Source organism: Hydrogenophaga sp. GW101-3F08, from assembly GCF_059424585.1.
The window spans coordinates 203,251-223,152 of record NZ_JBWKZP010000007.1; the positions used below are offsets into that span (position 1 = coordinate 203,251).

Sequence of the window (19,902 nt, forward strand, 5' to 3'; positions counted from 1 at the left end):
GCCAGCAAGTGGTCGAGCTCGTTCGAGCGGGGGCGCTCACCTGCGCAGCTCTCGTGTGAGTTCGTCGTCACCGCGCAGTCCATCACCCACTGGGTCGGCCAGGCCGCCATCCACGACGGCAAACCTGTGCCACGTCCTCGGTGTTTGCGCCAACGGGTTCTACGCCTGGCGCGAACGTTGCCCGTCTCAGCGCAGCATCGCCAGTGTGGTGATGACCCAGCGGCTTGGGTGGGTTATTATGAGAATAATTCTCATTTAAAATCTGCGTGCCTGACCCGGCGCCGCCACATCTCGACGTCAGCCTGTTGACGGGATTCGTCACCTCCCTGGCATGGATCGACCTGTGCTTGAGCACTATTACCAAGAACTGCTGAACTTCTGTTCCCGTACGGTGCGCAACCGCGATGCCGCGGCCGATGTCGTGCAGGAGAGCTATGCCCGCGTCCTGGCGGTGCAGCATTCCGGCCAGCCGGTGCCCGAGCCGCGCGCGCTGCTCTACCGGACCGCGCGCAACCTGCAGATCGACCAGCACCGCCGCAGCGAAGTGCGTGGCGATGCCTTGCTCCCCGATGCCGAGGCCTCGGCCGCCGAGCTTGACAACCTCGCGGCGCCCAGGGCCTGCGAGCCCGAAGTGGCCACGTCTTCCGCCCAGGGGGTGAACGCCCTTCTGGCCACCATCGATGCCCTGCCGTTGCGTTGCCGCGAGGCCTTCATCCTGCACAAGTTCGACGGCCTGCCGCATTCGGAGGTGGCTCAGCGCATGGGCATCTCGCGCAAGATGGTCGAGCAACACGTGAAGCTGGCCATGGACGCTTGCCGGCGCTGCAAAGACACCCTTGACGGGGCGCCTGCCGCGGCGCCGGTTCCGCCATTGCGGCGCAGAAAACCTGCCCGCGAATGAATTTGCCCGCACGCCGCCTGGCCTGGCATAGGGTTTGGGCTGGCTGGTGCGTCTACATCCAAGAGCCGATACCCACGCCATGAGTACCCCGCAGCCAGCCCGAACGCCAGCCGCACGGTCCACCGAGCCCGACGACGCGGCGCTGGACTGGTTCGTGCGGCGTGCCGGCGGGCCGCTCGGGTCGGCGGACGAAGCCGCGTTCCAGTCCTGGCTGGCCGCGGACGCAGCCCATGCTGCGGCTTTCGCGCGCCATCGGGACAACTGGCGCCTGCTCGATGCCTTGCCGGCGGAGGGTGTGCGCATGCTGAAGCAGAACCTCGCCGACGACAAGGCGGCGGCTGCCCGGGCCGCGCCGCGCCAGCGCGCCTGGTGGCGTGACGGGTCTTCCTGGGTGCCACAGGGAGCGCTGGCCGCTGTGGCGCTTATGGTGTCCTGCGCAGGGGGCTACCTGGCCTGGGAACATGGGCAGCAGCAACCGGTGTATACGCAGCGTTTCGCCACCGAGCGCGGGCAGCAGCTGGACGTGGTGTTGCCGGAAGGCAGTCGCCTGAGGCTGGACACCTTCAGCCAGGCCGACGTGACGATGTACCTGGACCGCCGCGAGGTTCGCCTGCCGCAGGGACAGGCGGCGTTCCAGGTCCAGGGTGATCCGGCGCGTCCCTTCGATGTGCTGGCCGGTCCTCTGCGCATCACGGTCGTCGGCACCCGTTTCGCGGTGCGCTACACGCCCGGCGTGCCGGGCCGCGCGGGTGTTCACGTCGCCGTGGAAGAAGGGCACGTGCGCGTGGCGCGCGCCGAGCGGTCGGCCGCGGGCGATGCGGCCGTCGAACTGGTCGCCGGCCAACAGATCACCAGCGACATGGCGGGCCTGCTCGGCACCGTGTCGGCCGTCCCCGCCGCGGGCATCGCACCCTGGCGCGAAAGCCGAGTCAGTTTCGACGACACGCCGCTGGACCAGGCGCTGGCCGAGTTCGGGCGCTACGGTCCGGTGCCTCTGACGGTGCGGGAGCCGGCCGTCGCCGCGTTGCGCGTGACCGGCACCTTCGACCCGCGCCGGCTCGACAACTTCTCCCGCCTCCTGCCGCAGGTCTTGCCCGTGCGCTTGCGCGAGCGTGGCGGTGAGGTCGAGATCGTCTCCGCTGGCCACTAGCCGGCCGCTGCCGGCGATCCGGGCCGGCCCATTTTTCCGCGCCAAAAAAAACTTTTCGCCCGACCTAGGGTTTCGCCAGGCTGATGCGTCTACATGAGAAGGATTCTTATTCAATATCTTTCCGGAGATCGCTCGCATGCCCCGTTCCCGCTTCAACCTGCCCCCGCTGGCACTGGCCTTGGCCCTCGGAAGCCCGTTGGCCCATGCCCAGGGTTCCGCCAGCGCGGGGGGCTCCACCCCGGTGCAGATCCGCATCGGGGAGCAGCCCCTGGCGCAGGCGCTCAATGACCTGGCGCGGCAGGCCCGGCTTGAGCTCATGGTCCGGCCCGCGCTGGTGGCGGGCAAGACGGCGCCGGCCGTTTCCGGCCGGCTGACGCCACGGCAGGCGCTGGACCGGTTGCTGGCCGGCAGCGGCCTGGCGGCGACCGTTGACGGCAACGTCTTTGTCGTCACCGCGGCTCCGGCGGCATCGGAGACGGTGAGCCTGCCCACGGTGACCGTGAGGGCCGTCGCGGACCAGGAAACGGCCACCAGCGGAGGGAACGGCTACGTCGCCAGGCGCAGCGCCTCGGGCTCCAAAACCGATACCCCCATCATCGAGACGCCGCAGTCCATCTCGGTGGTGACCAAGCAGCAGCTCGAAGACCAGAAGCCGCGCAGCATCCCGGAGGCGCTCAACTACGCGCCCGGTGTCTTCACCGGCCTCGTGGGTTCCTCCAACCGCTACGACTACGTGGCCCTGCGCGGCTTCAAGGACAGCAGCGTGGACAGCACCCTGCTCGATGGCCTGCGCATGCTCAGCGACCAGGGCAGCTACACCTCGATGCAGGTCGATCCGTATTTCCTGGAGCGCATCGACGTGGTGCGAGGGCCGGCGTCCGTGTTGTACGGTCGCGCATCGCCCGGCGGCCTGGTGGCGCTGACCAGCATGACGCCGCAGTTCCAGCCCTACCGGGAAGTGCAGCTCACCGCCGGCAACCGCGACCGCCGGGAGGCGGCCGTCGATCTGTCGGGGCCCATCGACAACAACGGGGTGGCGGCCTTTCGCCTGACGGCGCTGGCGCGCTCGCTGGACTCGCAGTTCAACACGGTCAAGGAAGAGCGCCAGGCCATCGCGTCCTCGCTGGCCATCCACCCGTCCAGCGACACGCGCCTGCTGCTGCAGGCCTACCTGCAGGACGACCCCGAGGGCAGCTACCACAGCGGCGTGCCGGCGGACGCCAGCCTCCATGCGGACCACAACGGCCGCCTGATCTCGCGCCATTTCTTCGACGGGGACCCCAGCGTCGAGAAATACCAGCGCAAGCAGCGCTTCCTGGGCTACCAGTTCGAACACGCGTTCAACGACGCGTGGAAATTCCGGCAGAACTTCCGCCATGTCTCGGCGGACACCACGCTGAGACAGATCTATGGCTACGGCTGGGCCAGCGCCGATGAGCTGACGCGCTACTACGCGGGCGCCGATGAGTCGACCAGCGGCAACACGGTCGACAACCAGCTGGAAGGTCGGTTCCAGACGGGCGCGCTCAAACACACCCTGCTGACCGGGCTGGACCACCAGAAGCGCCACGTGACAGGGAGCTGGCAATCGGGCAGCGCGCTGCCGATCAACGTGCTGGCCCCGAGCTACGGTGCTCCGGGCCTGAGCGGCGTGACCAGCGACCCCATCGATCGCCAGCTGGAGCAGACCGGTCTGTACCTGCAGAACCAGACGGCGCTGGACCGCTGGCGCCTCACGCTGGGCGGGCGCATGGACTGGGCCAAGGCCTCCAACCGGATGGGCACCGGCGACCCGGCGCGGTGGAGTGGCTCCCGGTTCACCAAGCGGGCCGGCGTTGTCTATCTGTTTGACAACGGGGTGGCTCCCTATGTGGGCTATTCGGACGGCTTCAACCCGAGCCTGCGCAACGACCAGCAGGGCAACAACCTGCAACCCGCCGAGACCGACCAGGTGGAGGCCGGCATCCGTTACCAGCCCAAGGGCTCGAACACCTTGCTGTCGGCGGCGGTGTACGACCTGTCGCAAAAGAATGTCGCCACGCGCCCGGTGGGGGCCTCGTACTTTGAACCGACCGGCAAGGTGCGCTCGCGCGGCCTGGAGCTGGAGGCCCGTTCGCAGCTCAGCAGCAAGGTGTCGGTGCTGACGAGCTACACCTTCACCGACATGAAGTTCGTCGAGTCCTCCGACGGCTTCACCGGCAACACGCCGTACCAGGCGCCGCGCCACATGGCCTCGATCTGGGGCGACTGGAACTTCCTGCCGGGCTACACCATGGGCGCGGGCGCGCGCTACGTGGGCTCCAGCTGGGTCGACAACGCCAACAGCCTCAAGGTGGCCCCCTACACGCTGGTGGACCTGATGCTGCGCATCGACCTGGCCCAGCTGAGCCCGTCGCTCAGGGGCGCCAACCTCCGTCTGAGCGTCAACAACCTGTTCGACAAGACCTATGTGGCCTCGTGCCTGAGCCAGCAGTACTGCTACTGGGGCGACGCGCGCAGCGTGACCGCGACCGTGGCGTATCGCTGGTAACGGCGCGCCCCGGCGCGGCGGCCCGCCGCGCGCGTTCTTTTGATCACCATGTGCCGCCGTCCGGCGTGCCAGTCCATCAGGGAGTTGAGTGCAATGAACACGAACATCTATGACTTCGTCGGGATCGGGCTTGGGCCCTTCAATCTGAGCCTGGCCTGTCTGACCGAGCCGATCACCGGGGTGAACGCGGTCTTCCTGGAGCGCGCTGCCGAGTTCAACTGGCACCCCGGGATGCTGATCGACAACACCACGCTGCAGAACCCCTTCCTGGCCGACCTGGTCAGCCTGGCGGACCCCAAGAGCGGCTTCAGCTTCCTCAACTACTGCAAGGAAGAGGGCAAGATCTATTCGTACTACTTCCGCGAGAGTTTCTACCTCACGCGCGCCGAATACAACGCCTACTGCCGCTGGGCGGCGGCGCGGCTGTCCAACGCCCGCTTCGAGCACGAGGTGCAGGAGATCGTCCACGACGCCGAGAGCGGCTGCTATGTGGTGACCGGGGTGCAGGGGCCGCAGCGCGAGCCCTTCATCATGCGCGGCCGAAAGCTCGTGCTGGGCGTGGGGTCCAGGCCGTTGTTTCCCCAGTGCTGCGCGTCCGACGGCCACCGCTACCTGCACACCGCCGACTACATCACGAGCAAGGAGCAGCTGCAGCAAAAGCGTTCCATCACCATCGTCGGCAGCGGCCAGAGCGCGGCCGAGGTCTACCACGACCTGCTCAAGGAAGCCGACGTGCACGGCTACAGCCTCACCTGGATCACCCGCTCCTCGCGCTTCTTCCAGATGGAGACCACCAAGCTCACGCTGGAGATGTTTTCCCCGGACTACATCGACTACTTCTACAAGCTGGACGATGGCAAGAAGGAGCGCGTCATCCGCGCGCAGGACAGCCTGTACAAGGGCGTCAACGCCAGCCTCATCAACCAGATCTACGACCTGCTGGACGACCGGCGAAAGCAGGGGTCGCTGCGCACCCACCTCATCACCAACTGCGAACTGCAGGGTTGCCGCTACGACGCGGAACAGGGCCGCTACGAGATCGAGTTCCGCCAGCTCGATTGCGAGGCGCGCTACGCGCACCGCAGCGAGGGGCTGGTCTTCGCCACCGGCTACCGCGAGAACATCCCGCCTTTCGTCAACGGCATCCGCCACCGCCTGCGCTGGGACGAGCAGGGGCGCTACCGGCTGGCACGCAACTACGCCGCCGACTTCAACGGCAACGAAATCTTCGTGCAGAACGCTGGCCAGCACACCCACGGCATGACCAACCAGGACCTGGGCATGAGCTGCTACCGCAACTCCTACATCCTGCGCGAGCTCACCGGGGTCGAGCACTACAAGATCGAGCGGCGCGTGGCGATCCAGGACTTCTCCATCCCGGCCACCGCGGACTTCGTCCTGCTCTGAGGCGCACGCATGAACCTGCGATTCCACATCATCACGATGACGGTGCTGGCCGTCATCAGCGACGCGATCCTGATCCCCTTCTACCCGCAGTTCTTCAGCGCGCGATACGGGATGGACAGCCCTGTGCACGTGGGCGCCTACGTGGCGGCCATCTCCATCGCCGTGATGTGCACGCTGCCGCTCTGGGCGCGCGTGGCGCGCCGCGTGGAGCCGCTGCACCTGCTGGTCTACACGCAGTTTGCCGCCGGCACCTTCAGCCTGCTGAGCGACTGGGCGCCCACCGTGCAGAGCTACTGGGTGCTGTCGATGCTGATGTTCATGTGCAAAAGCAGCTACCTGCTGATGTACCCGTACCTGATGCGCCTGACGCCCAAGGAGCAGCACGCGGCCACCATCGGGATTCTGTCGGTGGTGGTGCACTTCGGCGCCATCTTCGGGGCGGTGGTGGGCGGCTTCGTGCTCGAGACCTGGGGGCCGCGCGCCAGCATCCTGGCCATGGCCGCGGGTGACTACTTCCAGATGGTGGTCTGCGCCTATCTGATCCGCAGCGGAAAGATCGTGCGCGTCAACACCGGCGAGCAGGCCCGGGCCGAGGCCGCCGAGGCGCGCCGCCTCGGGCTGCTGGCCCGACTGCCGGTCCTGAAGCTGGCGCTGGTGATGCTGATGTTCGACTTCAGCGCCTACCTGATCCGCCCCTTCTTCGCCCTGTACTGGCAGACGTTGACCGGCAACGACAGCGAGCTGGTGTCCGGCATGGCCTTCGCCATTCCGGGGGTGGTGGCCATCGTCGCGCTGCGCCTGCATGCCTGGATACGGGCGCGTGGCGGCCACCTGCCCGACCACACGGTGGGCAACCTGCTGCTGGGCGCGGCCGGCCTGCTGCTGCATGCCGCGCCCGATCCGATGCTGGTCGTGCTGGGGCGCGTGCTGTATGGCTGGGCCTTCTTCCAGATCATCGTCAAGCTCGAAGTCAACCTGTTTCGCCTGTCCACGCCCCAGCGCTACGCGCAGGACTACAGCATCACCAACTTCTTCCAGAACATGGGGGTGCTGCTGTCCTCGTTCGCCGCGGGCGCCATCGTCAAGCACCACGGGCTGCATGTGCCCTTTTTGCTGGCGGCCGGCGGTTTTGTGCTCACCGCGCTGCTGGACCGCCTGATCCTCAGAGTGCCCAGCGCCGGCCACGTCGACGGGGCCGACGGCGCCGCCAACCCCACGCCCCTGGAGGTGCCCGCCCATGCCAACTGACACCCTGCACCGCCGCGCCGACGCCGACCACCGGCCCTACCGCGATGAGACCGGCTTCGTTTTCCGCCCGCTGCGGATCCCGAACGACATCCCGACGCTGCACCACTGGTTCACCCAGCCGCGCGCCGCCTTCTGGCTGATGCAGGACAAGACCGAGGCGCAGGTGCGCGAGGCCTACCAGCGCATGATGGATTCCGGCACCGCCACGGCCTACATCGGGTGGCAGGGGAGCCGGCCGGCCTTCCTGGCCGAGTGCTACGACCCCGCGCAGGACCGCATCCGGGCCTTCTACCCGGTGCAGCCCGGCGACCTGGGCATGCATATCTTCATCGGGCCGCCCGAACGGCGCATCGCCGGCTTCTCGCGCGCCGCGTTCCATGCCTTGATGCGCTTCATGTTCACGCACCTGGGTGCGCGGCGCATCGTCGTGGAGCCCGACGCCACCAATCACAAGGTCCATGCCCTGAACCGCTCGGCGGGTTTTGTCTACGACCGTGATGTGGTCTTCCCCGAGAAGATCGCCAGCCTCGCCTTTTGCACCCGGCGGGATTTTCAACAGGCCACGGCCACCACACCAGAGGAAGCCCATTCATGAACGTCACCATCGCCCACCAGCTCGCGCACGACCCGGCCCATTTCGCCGACCACCTGACGCCGGAGGTCTGGGCCCAGGCCAACCGCCTGCTGCTGCGCAAGGCCATCGCCGAATACGCCCACGAACTCATCGTCGAGCCCGAGCTGCTGGGCCCGGGGCAGGGCGGCTTTGCGCAGTACCAGCTGTTCTCGGACGACGGCGCCGCCTGCTACCGGTTCGAGGCGCAATGCCTGGCGCTGCGCCATTGGCACGTCAAGCCCGAGTCCATCCGCAAGCGGGTCAACGGCGCCGAGCAGCCGCTGGACGCGCTGCAGTTCATCATCGAGTGCCGCCAGCGCCTGGGGATTCGCGAGGACCTGCTGCCCATCTACCTCGACGAGATCAGCAGCACCTTGTTCGGCAGCGCCTACAAGCGCATGAAGGCCGACGCGCCCAGCAGCGCCCAGCTGGCCGAGGCCACCGACTTCCAGACCATTGAAGTCGCCATGACCGAAGGCCACCCGGGTTTCGTCGCCAACAACGGGCGGCTGGGTTTCACCGCGGCCGACTACCGCGCCTATGCGCCGGAAGCCGGCTCGGCCATCCGCGTGATCTGGCTGGCCGTGCACAAGGACCACGCCGCTTTCTCCAGCATCTCCACGCTGAGCTACGAGCAGTTGCTGGCCGAAGAGCTCGGGCAGGACACGGTGGACGGCTTCAGCCGCGAGGTGGCCGCGCTCGGCCTGGACCCGGCCGACTACCACTTCATGCCGGCCCACCCCTGGCAGTGGTTCAACAAGCTGTCGATTGCGTTCGCCGGTTATGTGGCCCAGCGCAAGATCATCTGCCTGGCCTACGGTCGCGACCACTACATCGCCCAGCAGTCGATCCGCACCTTCTTCAACACCAGCGACCGCAGCAAGCGCTACGTCAAGACCTCGCTGTCCATCCTGAACATGGGCTTCATGCGTGGCCTGTCGCCGTACTACATGTCGGGCACGCCGGCCATCAACGAGTTCATCAAGGAACTGGTGAGCGGCGACGCCTTCCTGCGCGCCAACGGTTTCACCATCCTTCAGGAGGTGGCCTCCATCGGGTTTCGCAACCACTATTACGAGGCCGCGATACCGGTCGACACACCGTACAAGAAGATGTTCTCCGCGCTGTGGCGCGAAAGCCCGCTGCCGCTGCTGCGGCCGGGCGAGCGCCTGATGACCATGGCCGCGCTGCTGCATGTGGACAAGGACGGCCACGCCCTGCTGCCCGAACTGATCCGCCGGTCCGGGCTGGGAACGGTGGCGTGGCTGCAGCGCTATCTCGCGTCTTACCTGACGCCGCTGCTGCATTGCTTCTACAAGCACGACCTGACCTTCATGCCGCACGGCGAGAACCTGATCCTGGTGCTCGACAAACACGTGCCGGTGCGCGCCATCATGAAGGACATCGCCGAGGAATGCGCCATCCTCGACATCGGGGCCAAGGCGTGGCTGCCGGAACGCGTCCAGCGCCTGGCGGTGGACGTGCCCGACCACTTCAAGCTGCTGGGCATCTTCATCGATGTGTTCGATGGCGTGCTGCGCCACATCAACCAGGTGCTGGTGGAGAACGGCTGCTGCCGCGAGGACGACTTCTGGCGCGCGGTGGCCGACTGCGTGTGCGACTACCAGGACGCCCACCCCGAGCTGGCCGCCAAGTTCGCGCACCACGACATGTTCGTGCCCGAGTTCCTGCACTCCTGTCTGAACCGCCTGCAGCTCGGCAACAACGTGCAGATGGTCAACCTGGCCGACCCGGCCTCCAGCCTGAAGATGGCCGGCCACCTCGTGAATCCGATCGCCGGCTTGCGCCGCCATGCCACGGCCCGGGCCGCGGTGCCAGCGGTCGCGGAAAGCGTCGAGTGAACCTGGGCGCGCGGGCCGGGGGTTCGTTGCCCGACGCCGACCTCGCCCGCGTGTTGCAGCTGGCCCGGCGCATCGCACCGGCGCTGCGCGGCGAACAGGGCGGTGCACCGCTGCCCGGTGCGTTGCGCCATGGCGATGAGGCGTCGGCCGGGCCGGGCGCGCTGGCGGCGCTGTGCCGCCACTGGGCCCGGTCGTACCCGGAAGCCGGCGCGCACTATGTGGCGCTGCGCTGCTGGGGGCTGGCGATCTGGCAACCGGTCTATCTCAGCGTGATTGCCGCGCATCTCGACACGCATGTGCCCAGGCTGGCCGGCCTGGCGCAGCCCGTGGAGAACGGGTTTCCCAATGGCTTCCAGTTGCCGGTGCATGCCCCCGCGCAGGCCGCCGCGCTGTCGTCGCGCATCCGCCTGGCGGCGGACGAGCTGGGGGCCCTGTGCCAGTCCATGCGCGCGGCGCTGATGCCGCTGGTGGCCCTGCACGCCCGCGCCGCCGACCGATTGCAGGCGGAGTGTGTGTTGGGCGCGCTGCTGCTGGTGCGGCGCAGCAGGCCTGACCTGGGCGACGCGGACGACGTTGCCGCGTGGGGGGAGCTCTGGCTGGCGCAGCTCGGCATTGCCGGCGGTTGCGGGTTTTTTGCCTACCGGGCCCGCGACGGGACGCCCGCGCTCGCCCTGGACCGCAAGGTGTGCTGTCACCACTATCGCCGCCACGACGGTGAGCCATGCAGCACCTGCCCCAAGCTCCCGCTCGACAAGCGCATCGCCCGCCTGCTGGCCGACGCTGCGTAGTCGGGGCCCTTGATTCCGCGATGCCGCCGTGCCGTCCAGGCCGGTGTGCTTCGCCACGCCCTGGAGATTTCCATGAACGATATTGCCCGCCTGGTGCATGTCCTGCCGGCGTTCCCGCAGTTGCCTGTCGGTGCCTACTTTGACGAAGCCCTGTTTGCCCGCGAGCAGGCGTTGATCTTCAACCGGTCCGCCCGGTATGTGGGCCATGAAAAGGCCGTCCCGCAGGTGGGGGACTGGCACCGGCTCGTGCAGGAGGACGGCGGCCGCGTCCTGGTGCGCAACCCGCAGGGTGTGGAGCTGATCTCCAATGTCTGCCGGCATCGCCAGGCACTGATGCTGGGCGGAGAGGCCGGCGACGTGGCCGGGTCGACCAACACCCGGGGCAACCTGGCGACGGCGGGCGGGCACATCGTCTGCCCGCTGCATCGGTGGACGTACAACAGCGCCGGCGAGTTGCTGGGCGCGCCGCAGTTCGAATCCAAACCTTGCAGAAACCTGCAGCGGTTTGCGCTGCGCAACTGCCATGGCCAACTGTTCGAAGGCGCGCGCGACCCGGCGCAGGACATGGCGCCGCTGTTCAGACGGCCGGAGTTCGATTTCTCGGACTACGTGCTCGACCACGTGGAGGTCCACCAGTGCAACTACAACTGGAAGACCTTCATCGAGGTCTATCTGGAGGACTACCACGTCGCCCCATTTCATCCCGGCCTGGGCAGCTTTGTCACCTGCGACGACCTGAGCTGGGAACTCGCCGACTGGTACAGCATGCAGCGTGTTGGCGTGCATGCGTCGTTGAACTCGCCGGGGTCGGATGTCTACAGCACCTGGCACGATCGGCTGCTGAGCTACCGCACCGGCACCCCGCCCGACTTCGGCGCGGTGTGGGTCACCTATTTCCCCACCCACATGATCGAGCTGTACCCGCATGTGCTGGTCCTGTCCACGCTCTACCCCAAGGGGCCGCAGGACACCGTCAACGTGGTGGAGTTCTATTACCCCGAGGAGATCGTGGCCTTCGAGCGGGACTTCATCGAGGCACACCGCGCCGCCTACATGGAGACGGCCAGGGAAGACGACGAGATCGGCGAGCGCATGGACGCGGGCCGACGCGCGCTGCTGGCGCGGGGCGCGTCCGACGCCGGGCCCTACCAGTCGCCGCTGGAGGATGGCATGCAGCATTTCCACGCGTGGTACCGCGGCACCATGGGCGCTGCGTTCCTGCCCTGAGTGGCGAGGCGGGATGCGGATTCCAGCGCGGAACCTGGCCACCCTGTCCTAAAATCCACGCATGCGTCTGTTCCTTGCCCTGCTGCTGTGCCTGGCGATCCCCATGCAGGGATGGGCCGCCGGCGCGAGCGTGCAGACGCCTTGTCCCATGGAGGCCGCCATGGCCTTGCCTGACGGCCTGGCCGGCATCGACAGCGACATGCCCCAGGGCGATTGCTGCAACGATGTGGACACCGCCCGGCTGACCGGCCAGCTGTGCAAGGCCGGTCAGGAATGCCCGGCCCCCACCGGCTGGGTGGCGCCCCCGGCCATTGCCATGGCGCAGGCGCTGCCATTGAGCGATCTGCTCGCGCCCGTGCCGCTGGTGCCGCCGCGCGGTGCTTCCGCCAGCATCTGGCGACCCCCCTCCCTGCTCTGAAGCTTTCACCCTGACCGCGCACGGCCTTTGAGGCCGGCCCTGGGTCAGCAGCGGCTGTCGCGCGTCCCCGTGCGCGCCCAGCCCGTGTGCATTCCTTCGGAGCAGAAATATGGAACCCCTTTCCCCGGCGTCCGGCGGGCGCCTTCGCCCCCGTGGCCATGCCGTCAGCCGCTGGCACGCCTTGATCGTCCCCGCGCGCCTCGCGCTCCTGATCGGCCTGGCGGCAGCGCCACTGGTGCGCGCCGCCGAACCGCTGACATTGCCCCAGGCCGTTGAGGCGGCACTGGCGCGTTCGCCGACCCTGAGCGCCCAGGATGCCGCCGCCCGCTCGGCGCGCGAGATGGCCGTGGCCGCTGGCCAGCGCCCCGACCCCGTGCTGCGTCTGTCGCTGGAGAACCTGCCCGTCGAAGGGCCGGAGCGTTTCAGCACCACACGCGATTTCATGACCTCGAAGGCGGTCTCGCTGATGCAGACGTTCCCCAGCGAAGAAAAACGCCGGGCGCGAACGGCCCGTTTCGAGCGCGAGGCCGACGCGGCCCGGGCCGAGCGTGGCGTGCGGTCCGCCGCCATCCAGCGCGAGACCGCCATGGCCTGGCTGGAGCGCCACGCGCTGGAGCAGCGGGTGGCGCTGCTGCAGGTGCAGCTCGACGAGGCTCGCCTGCTGGTGCAGGCCTCCGAAGCCGCGGCCCGCGGTGGTGGAGGGGCGTTGGCCGACTGGATCGCGGCGCGCGACGCGGTGGCGCAGTTGCAGCAGACCCTGTTGGCCGTCGAGGCCGAGCGCACCAACGCCCGCCATGCCCTGGCCCGCTGGGCCGGAGGGCCTCCCGAGCAACCACTGGCCGCGCCACCCGAACTCGCCGAACTCCCGCCCGCGGCGACGGGCGTGAGCGGGCGTCTGGCGCACCACCCCGAGCTCGTGCAGCTCGCCGCGCGGGAGGCCGCGGCGGCGGCCGAAGCCGAGGTGGCGCGCCGCGAGCGCGATCCCGACTGGAGCACCGAGCTGATGTTCGGTCTGCGCGGCCCGGGCTACGCGAACATGGTCTCTCTGGCCGTCTCGGTGCCCTGGCAGTGGGACCGTCCCCAGCGGCAGGACCGGGAACTCGCGGCCCGGCTGGCGCGGGTCGACGAGTTGCGCGACGAACGCGAGGAGCGCGCGCGCGAACACCAGGCCGAGACCGAGCGCTGGCTGGTGGCCTGGCGTGCCGGCCTCGCCCAGCTGGCCCTGATCGACACCGGCCGGCTGCCGCTGGCCGAGCAGCGCATACAGGCCACCCTGGCCGCCTACCGGGGTGGCCGGGCCCCGCTGCGGGAGGTACTGGCCGCGCGGCGCATGGCGCTGGACCTGCGGATGGAGCGCATCGACCTGCGGTTGTCCACCGCCCGTCTGTGGGCCCGGCTGGCGTATCTCATCCCGACCGAAAACACAGTGGCCGCCACGGCGCGGCCGGAACAGGAATGACACCATGAAATACCAGACAACGATCGGGATCGGCATCGTGGCCGCGGTGGCCCTGGGCGCCGTGGGTTATGGCGCATGGATCGCCGGCATGCGCGCAGGCATGGACATGGGCGGTGGCGCGGCCGTGCAGAGCGCGCCCGGCACGCCCCAGGACCCGGGCACCTGGACCGTGGCGCAAGGTGGGGACGCCACCGCCCGCCATCTCCGCGACGGACTCCGTGCGGGCGACGTGGATCCGGTCACCGGCCGCGCGATCCTGAACTACCACGACCCCATGGTGCCGGGCAAGAACTTCGACGCACCGGGCAAATCGCCCTTCATGGACATGATGCTGGTGCCGCGCTACGCCGGTGGCGACAGCGTGGACGCCGGCGGCGTGTCGGTGAGCCCGCGCATCCAGCAAAACCTGGGGCTGCGCAGCGTGGCCGTGGTGGAAGGCCCGCTCGATGGTGCCGTCACGGTGGCGGGCAACGTGGCCTGGAACGAACGCGACCAGGTGGTGGTCAGCGCCCGGTCCATGGGTTTTGTGGAGCGGCTGCATGTGCGCGCCACGCTCGACCGGGTGGTGGCCGGCGCGCCCCTGGCCGAGATCTACGTGCCCGACTGGGTGGCCGCGCAAGAGGAGTACCTGGCGGTGGCCCGCATGGCCGGTTCCGACCTGGGGCCGTTGCGCGAAGCCGCGTCCCAGCGCATGCGCCAGGCCGGCATGGACGCGGCACAGATCGACCGCGTGGTGCGCACCGGCACGCTGCAGCCACGCTTCACCCTGCGGGCGCCGATCAGCGGGACCATGACTGAGTTGATGGTGCGCGAGGGCGCGACCGTGATGCCCGGCATGGCGCTGCTGCGCCTGCAGGGCACGGACACGGTCTGGGCCGAGGGCCAGGTGCCCGAGAGCCAGGTGGCGCAGCTCCAGCCCGGCGCCCGGGTCAGCGCCACCAGCCCGGCGGTGCCGGGGCAGCGCTTTGACGGGCGCGTGCAGGCCGTGCTGCCGCAAGTGGACCCCGCCACGCGCACGCTCAAGGCGCGGCTGGAGCTGGCCAATCCGGGTGGCCGGCTGGTGCCGGGCATGTTCGTGCAGATGCGTTTTGCCGATCCGGTGGGCCGGCCCGTCCTGCTGGTTCCGAGCGACGCCGTGATCCACACCGGGCGCCGCAGCGTGGTGATGCTGGCCGAGGAGGGCGGGCACTTCCGGCCCGTGGAGGTCGGCGTGGGCCGCGAAGCGGGAGCGCAGACCGAGATCGTGCAGGGCCTGCAGGCTGGCCAGCGGGTGGTGCTGTCGGGCCAGTTCCTGATCGACTCCGAGGCCAGCCTGCGCGGGCTGGAGGCGCGGCTGAACCAGACGCCGATGCCGATGCCGGCGGCCGACCTGCACCGCACCGACGCGGTGATCGATGCCATCGAGGGCGACACCGCCAGGCTCACCCACCCCGCGATCCCGGCGTTGAAATGGCCCGGGATGACGATGGCGTTCCGCCTGCCGCCGCCCGGGCAGCGGCCACGCGCGCTGGCCAGCGGCGACAAGGTGCGGATCGAATTTCGCATGCAGGAGGGCGCCGAACCGCAGATCACCGCGATCGAGCGTGTGGCGCCGGCGGCCGCGGGAGCGGCCCGATGATCGCGCGCCTCATCCACTGGAGCATCGCCAACCGCTTCCTGGTGCTGCTGGCCGCCGTGTTGATCACCGCCTGGGGTGTGGTGTCCATGCTGCGCACGCCGCTGGACGCGCTGCCCGACCTGTCGGACACCCAGGTCATCATCCGCACCAGCTGGCCCGGCCAGGCGCCGCAGATCGTCGAGAACCAGGTCACCTACCCGCTGACCACCACCATGCTGTCGGTGCCCGGCGCCAGGGCGGTGCGTGGCTATTCGATGTTCGGCGACAGCTTCGTCTATGTGCTGTTCGACGACGGCGTGGACCTCTACTGGGCGCGCTCGCGGGTGCTGGAGTACCTGGACCAGGTGCAGTCGCGGCTGCCGTCCGCGGCCAGGTCGTCGCTGGGGCCCGACGCCACCGGCGTGGGCTGGATCTACCAGTACGCACTGGTGGACCGCAGCGGCCGGCAGAGCCTGGACCAGCTCCGCGCGTTGCAGGACTGGTTTCTGCGCTTCGAGCTCAAGACCGTGCCCGACGTGGCCGAGGTCGCCAGCCTCGGTGGCATGGTGCGCCAGTACCAGATCGTGCTCGACCCCGACAAGCTGGCCGCCTACCGCATCACGCAGGCGATGGTGAGCCAGGCGGTGGGCCGCGCCAACCAGGAGGCGGGCGGTTCGGTGCTCGAACTCGGCGAGGCCGAATACGCGGTGCGCGCCAACGGTTACCTGAAGACCCTCGACGATTTCCGTGCCATCCCGCTGACGACCACCGACGCGGGCATTTCGGTGCGTCTGGGCGACGTGGCCCGGGTCCAGCTCGGTCCCGAGATGCGCCGGGGCATCGGTGAACTCGATGGCGAGGGCGAAGCCGCGGGCGGCCTGATCGTGATGCGCTCGGGCAAGAACGCGCTGCAGACCATCCGCGCCGTCAAGGCCAGGCTCGCCGAGTTGCAGCGGGGTCTGCCCGAAGGCGTGGAGATCGTGCCGGTGTACGACCGCTCGGGGCTGATCGAGCGCGCGGTGGACAACCTTGGCTTCAAGCTGCTGGAGGAGTTCCTGGTGGTGGCGCTGGTGTGCGCGCTGTTTCTGTTTCACCTGCGCAGCGCCCTGGTGGCCATCGTCTCGCTGCCGCTGGGCATCCTGGCGGCGTTCATCGTGATGCAGCAGCAGGGCGTGAACGCCAACATCATGTCGCTGGGCGGGATCGCGATCGCCATCGGTGCGATGGTCGACGCCGCGGTGGTGATGATCGAGAACGCGCACAAGCACCTGGAACGCTGGGCCCATGAACACCCCGGTCACACGCTGGACGGCGAGCCGCGCTGGCGCGTCATCGGCGAGGCCGCCGCCGAGGTGGGGCCCGCGCTGTTCTTTTCGCTGCTCATCATCACGCTGAGCTTCATCCCGGTGTTCACGTTGCAGGCGCAGGAAGGCCGGTTGTTCGCGCCCCTGGCCTACACCAAGACCTATGCCATGGCGGCCGCGGCCGGGCTGGCCGTGACGCTGATTCCGGTGCTGATGGGTTACCTGATCCGCGGGCGCATTCCCGAGGAGACCGCCAACCCCCTGAACCGGCTGCTGATCGCAGGGTACCGCCCCTGCCTCGACGCCGTGCTGCGGGCGCCCAGGCTGACGCTCGTGGTGGCGGCCCTGCTGCTGCTGGCGAGCCTGTGGCCCCTGCGGCACATCGGCGCCGAGTTCATGCCGCGGCTGGACGAGGGCGATCTGCTGTACATGCCGACCGCGCTGCCCGGGTTGTCGGCCGGCAAGGCCGCCGAGCTGCTGCAGCAGACCGACCGCCTGATCAAGACCGTGCCCGAGGTGCACCGTGTCTACGGCAAGGCCGGTCGTTCGGACAGCGCCACCGACCCCGCCCCGCTGGAGATGTTCGAGACCACGATCCAGTTCAAGCCACGCAGCGCGTGGCGTGCGGGCATGACGCCGGACAAGCTGGTGGAAGAGCTGGACCGCACCGTGCGCGTGCCCGGCCTGTCCAACATCTGGGTGCCACCGATCCGCAACCGCATCGACATGCTGGCCACCGGCATCAAAAGCCCGGTGGGCGTGAAGGTGGCCGGGGCCGACCTGGCCACCATCGACCGTCTCACGGGCCAGATCGAGGCCGCGGTCAAGACCGTGCCCGGCGTGAGCAGCGCGCTGGCCGAGCGCCTGACCGGCGGGCGCTACATCGACGTGGACATCCGGCGTGACGACGCGGCGCGCTATGGCCTGAACATCGCCGACGTGCAGGACGTCGTCGCCGGCGCGGTGGGCGGCATGGAGATCGGACAGACCGTCGAAGGCCTGCAGCGCTACCCCATCAACCTGCGCTACCCGCGCGAGCTGCGGGACTCGCTGGCGGCGCTGCGCGCGCTGCCCATCGTCAGCCCGAGCGGCCAGCGCCTGGTGTTGTCGGACGTGGCGCGCATCGCGGTCGCCGACGGTCCGCCCATGCTGCGCAGCGAAAACGCGCGCCTGGCGGGCTTCGTCTACGTGGACATCCGCGGGCGCGACCTGCGTGGCGCGGTGCTGGAGATGCAGCGCGTGGTGGCCGAGCGGGTGGTGCTGCCGGCGGGCTACTCGGTGTCGTGGTCCGGTCAGTTCGAGTTTCTGGAACGGGCCAGCGCCCAGCTCAAGCTGGTGGTGCCGTTCACGCTGCTGATCATCTTCGTGCTGCTGTACCTGACCTTCCGCCGCTTTGACGAGGCACTGCTGATCATGAGCACGCTGCCGTTCGCGCTGGTGGGGGGCGTCTGGCTGCTGTGGGCGCTGGGGCACAACCTATCGGTGGCCAGCGCGGTGGGCTTCATCGCGCTGGCTGGTGTGGCGGCCGAGTTCGGCGTGATCATGCTGCTGTACCTGAAGCAGGCCTGGGTCACGCGGCTGGACGCCGGGCAGGCAACCGATGCCGATCTGCTGGAGGCGATCCGCGAGGGCGCGGTGTTGCGGGTGCGGCCCAAGGCCATGACGGTGGCCGTGATCGTGGCCGGCTTGCTGCCCCTGTTCTGGGGCGATGGCGCTGGCAGCGAGGTGATGCAGCGCATCGCCGCGCCCATGGTGGGCGGCATGCTCAGCGCGCCGCTGCTGTCGATGCTGGTGATCCCGGCGGTGTACCGGCTGATGCGGCGGCGCCCGGCGTGATGGTGTCGGATGAAGCGCTGGCCGGTCATGCCGGTGGCTGCTCTTTCGCCACCGACACCGCGGTGCGCGGGCTACTTGCCTCGCATGCCTTCTTGCTCCATCAGCAAGTAGGTGTTGTAGGCGTTCATGCGGTTGGCGAACGGGAACATCGGCATGTGCTCGTAGGCGCTCCAGTCGGTCTGGGCGTAGGCCTCGTCGAAGGGCTGCATGTCGCTGCTGGCCTGGCCCATGGTCCTGCGCAGGTGGCCCAGGTAGTCGCGGATGAAGCCGATGTCCTTGCGCGGGTCGGTGGACGCGCCACCGTGCCCGGGCACCACGACCTGGGCATCAAAGCCCAGCAGGCGGTTCAGTGCGGTGATCCACTGGTCGCTGTTGGCCTTGCCCACGAAAGGCAGCCGACCGCTGAAGATGAGGTCGCCCGCGAACAGCACGCGCTCGCTGGGCACGTAGATGGCCAGGTCTTCGGGCGTGTGCGAAGGGCCCACCTGTTCCACCACGAAGCGGGTGCCGGCCAGTTCGAGCGTGGTCGATCCGTCCAGCCAGCGGTCGGCCGGCACCAGCTGGACGCTTCCGTCCACCCAGGGTGCCAGGTCGGTGCGCGAGGCCACCAGCCGCTGCTCGGCGGTTTCGGAATGCAGGTACTCCCGCCCGTTTTGATGGGCGATGATCTGGGCGCCCAACTGCTTGAACACCTGCAGGCCGTAGATGTGGTCGGCGTGGTAGTGCGTCAGGATCACATGCGTGACGGGCTTGGGTGTGACCGCGGCGATCTTCTTCACGAGCCGCCGGGCCAGCGCGGGCGAGCCCAGTGTGTCGATCACCACCACGCCGTCGCGCGCCACCACGAAGCCGGCGTTGCTGATGAAGTTCTGGTTGGCCGGCGAGCCCAGTGCCGCGAGGCCTTCCACGTAGTAGGTGTGGGCGCCGACCTGCTTCAGCGCCATCTCGGGCACGGCCTGCGCCTGCGCCCAGGTGCTGGCGCAGGCGGCACACAGGCCGAGCAGGCCCCCGAGCCATGGCCGCGCAAGCCGGCGCAGATGCGAGCGGGTGGATGTCGTCATGTGAGCCTCCTGAGGCGCGTGGCCCGGGGTGTCAGTGTCTGGCCGGCGCGGTGGCCCGGGTCGCGGCGTCGAAGCCGCCCTTGGCCTTCCATTCTTCCATGCCGCCCTGCAGGATGCGCAGGTTGTCCCAGCCCGCCACGCGCAGGGCGAAACCGGCCTGGGCCGAGAGCGAACCGCTGTTGCAGTAGATCAGCACGGGTTTGTCTTTGGGGATGGTGTTGCGCTGGGCCAGCACCTGGCGCCAGTCCATGTTGATGGCGCCGGGGATGTGGCCTTTGGCGAACTGGCCGGCGTCGCGCGCGTCGATGACGACCATCTTCGGCCATTCGTCCTTGGGGATCTGCTCGGCAAAGATCACGCCGCCGCCGTAGTCCACGAATTCGAGATACGCCGCCATCTCGTCCACGGCGATGGCCTGGTTGTCGGCGTGGGCGGCGGGGGCCAGCCACAGGCTGGCGGCGGTGAGGGCGGCGAGCGCCAGGTGTTGTGGTTTCATGGGGT

At 68.9% G+C, this 19,902-nt stretch carries 15 protein-coding genes; 13 read left to right on the top strand and 2 right to left on the bottom strand.

Features of this window, described 5'->3' with window-relative positions:
• Positions 1–343 precede the first annotated feature (343 nt).
• The 13 genes from AC07YZ_RS18140 to AC07YZ_RS18200 all read left to right on the top strand — a co-directional run bounded on the left by AC07YZ_RS18140 (position 344) and on the right by AC07YZ_RS18200 (position 18,340).
• Entirely contained in the window at positions 344–901 is a 558-nt protein-coding gene (locus AC07YZ_RS18140) for a sigma-70 family RNA polymerase sigma factor (protein WP_226494520.1), read from the top strand.
• A 79-nt stretch (positions 902–980) separates the two neighbouring features.
• Complete coding sequence (locus AC07YZ_RS18145) at positions 981–2,051, top strand: FecR family protein (RefSeq protein WP_494795744.1); 1,071 nt, start codon at positions 981–983, stop codon at positions 2,049–2,051.
• Positions 2,052–2,187: 136 nt separating this feature from the next.
• Positions 2,188–4,581 carry a TonB-dependent siderophore receptor gene (locus tag AC07YZ_RS18150; protein ID WP_494795745.1) on the top strand — a complete coding sequence of 798 codons (2,394 nt, stop codon included), beginning with the start codon at positions 2,188–2,190 and terminating at the stop codon, positions 4,579–4,581.
• A 93-nt stretch (positions 4,582–4,674) separates the two neighbouring features.
• Positions 4,675–5,988 (top strand): lysine N(6)-hydroxylase/L-ornithine N(5)-oxygenase family protein, encoded by a 1,314-nt coding sequence (locus tag AC07YZ_RS18155; RefSeq protein WP_494795746.1) that lies wholly within the window; start codon positions 4,675–4,677, stop codon positions 5,986–5,988.
• A 9-nt stretch (positions 5,989–5,997) separates the two neighbouring features.
• On the top strand, positions 5,998–7,236 hold the full coding sequence (locus AC07YZ_RS18160; RefSeq protein WP_494795747.1) for an MFS transporter: 1,239 nt from the start codon (positions 5,998–6,000) through the stop codon (positions 7,234–7,236).
• On the top strand, positions 7,226–7,831 hold the full coding sequence (locus tag AC07YZ_RS18165; RefSeq protein WP_494795748.1) for a GNAT family N-acetyltransferase: 606 nt from the start codon (positions 7,226–7,228) through the stop codon (positions 7,829–7,831). The genes AC07YZ_RS18160 and AC07YZ_RS18165 overlap by 11 nt, the downstream gene beginning before the upstream one ends.
• A complete protein-coding gene (locus tag AC07YZ_RS18170; protein ID WP_494795749.1) occupies positions 7,828–9,711 on the top strand; it encodes an IucA/IucC family protein in 1,884 nt (627 codons plus the stop codon). The genes AC07YZ_RS18165 and AC07YZ_RS18170 overlap by 4 nt, the downstream gene beginning before the upstream one ends.
• Positions 9,708–10,499, top strand: a complete 792-nt coding sequence (locus AC07YZ_RS18175; protein WP_494795750.1) for a siderophore ferric iron reductase — start codon at positions 9,708–9,710, stop codon at positions 10,497–10,499. Before AC07YZ_RS18170 ends, AC07YZ_RS18175 begins: the two co-directional genes overlap by 4 nt.
• A gap of 72 nt (positions 10,500–10,571) precedes the next feature.
• Positions 10,572–11,726 carry an aromatic ring-hydroxylating oxygenase subunit alpha gene (locus AC07YZ_RS18180; RefSeq protein WP_494795751.1) on the top strand — a complete coding sequence of 385 codons (1,155 nt, stop codon included), beginning with the start codon at positions 10,572–10,574 and terminating at the stop codon, positions 11,724–11,726.
• Between the two features lie 61 nt (positions 11,727–11,787).
• The gene (locus AC07YZ_RS18185; RefSeq protein ID WP_494795752.1) at positions 11,788–12,144 is read left to right on the top strand and encodes a hypothetical protein; all 357 of its coding nucleotides are present in this window, start codon (positions 11,788–11,790) and stop codon (positions 12,142–12,144) included.
• 109 nt (positions 12,145–12,253) lie between these two features.
• On the top strand, positions 12,254–13,603 hold the full coding sequence (locus AC07YZ_RS18190; protein ID WP_494795753.1) for a TolC family protein: 1,350 nt from the start codon (positions 12,254–12,256) through the stop codon (positions 13,601–13,603).
• A 4-nt stretch (positions 13,604–13,607) separates the two neighbouring features.
• On the top strand, positions 13,608–15,221 hold the full coding sequence (locus AC07YZ_RS18195) for an efflux RND transporter periplasmic adaptor subunit (protein WP_494795754.1): 1,614 nt from the start codon (positions 13,608–13,610) through the stop codon (positions 15,219–15,221).
• On the top strand, positions 15,218–18,340 hold the full coding sequence (locus tag AC07YZ_RS18200; protein WP_494795755.1) for an efflux RND transporter permease subunit: 3,123 nt from the start codon (positions 15,218–15,220) through the stop codon (positions 18,338–18,340). The genes AC07YZ_RS18195 and AC07YZ_RS18200 overlap by 4 nt, the downstream gene beginning before the upstream one ends.
• A 71-nt stretch (positions 18,341–18,411) precedes the next feature.
• On the opposite strand, the gene AC07YZ_RS18205 is transcribed toward AC07YZ_RS18200, so the two are convergent.
• The gene (locus tag AC07YZ_RS18205) at positions 18,412–19,401 is read right to left on the bottom strand and encodes an MBL fold metallo-hydrolase (RefSeq protein ID WP_494795756.1); all 990 of its coding nucleotides are present in this window, start codon (positions 19,399–19,401) and stop codon (positions 18,412–18,414) included.
• 31 nt (positions 19,402–19,432) lie between these two features.
• A complete protein-coding gene (locus tag AC07YZ_RS18210; RefSeq protein WP_494795757.1) occupies positions 19,433–19,897 on the bottom strand; it encodes a rhodanese-like domain-containing protein in 465 nt (154 codons plus the stop codon).
• Between the last annotated feature and the right edge of the window lie 5 nt (positions 19,898–19,902).

Excerpts from the sequence above, each read along its gene's own strand:
- AC07YZ_RS18145 (WP_494795744.1), top strand. The coding sequence starts at position 981 with ATGAGTACCCCGCAGCCAGCCCGAACGCCAGCCGCACGGTCCACCGAG.
- AC07YZ_RS18150 (WP_494795745.1), top strand. The coding sequence starts at position 2,188 with ATGCCCCGTTCCCGCTTCAACCTGCCCCCGCTGGCACTGGCCTTGGCC.
- AC07YZ_RS18155 (WP_494795746.1), top strand. The coding sequence starts at position 4,675 with ATGAACACGAACATCTATGACTTCGTCGGGATCGGGCTTGGGCCCTTC.
- AC07YZ_RS18160 (WP_494795747.1), top strand. The coding sequence starts at position 5,998 with ATGAACCTGCGATTCCACATCATCACGATGACGGTGCTGGCCGTCATC.
- AC07YZ_RS18165 (WP_494795748.1), top strand. The coding sequence starts at position 7,226 with ATGCCAACTGACACCCTGCACCGCCGCGCCGACGCCGACCACCGGCCC.
- AC07YZ_RS18170 (WP_494795749.1), top strand. The coding sequence starts at position 7,828 with ATGAACGTCACCATCGCCCACCAGCTCGCGCACGACCCGGCCCATTTC.
- AC07YZ_RS18180 (WP_494795751.1), top strand. The coding sequence starts at position 10,572 with ATGAACGATATTGCCCGCCTGGTGCATGTCCTGCCGGCGTTCCCGCAG.
- AC07YZ_RS18185 (WP_494795752.1), top strand. The coding sequence starts at position 11,788 with ATGCGTCTGTTCCTTGCCCTGCTGCTGTGCCTGGCGATCCCCATGCAG.
- AC07YZ_RS18190 (WP_494795753.1), top strand. The coding sequence starts at position 12,254 with ATGGAACCCCTTTCCCCGGCGTCCGGCGGGCGCCTTCGCCCCCGTGGC.
- AC07YZ_RS18195 (WP_494795754.1), top strand. The coding sequence starts at position 13,608 with ATGAAATACCAGACAACGATCGGGATCGGCATCGTGGCCGCGGTGGCC.
- AC07YZ_RS18200 (WP_494795755.1), top strand. The coding sequence starts at position 15,218 with ATGATCGCGCGCCTCATCCACTGGAGCATCGCCAACCGCTTCCTGGTG.
- AC07YZ_RS18205 (WP_494795756.1), bottom strand. The coding sequence starts at position 19,401 with ATGACGACATCCACCCGCTCGCATCTGCGCCGGCTTGCGCGGCCATGG.
- AC07YZ_RS18210 (WP_494795757.1), bottom strand. The coding sequence starts at position 19,897 with ATGAAACCACAACACCTGGCGCTCGCCGCCCTCACCGCCGCCAGCCTG.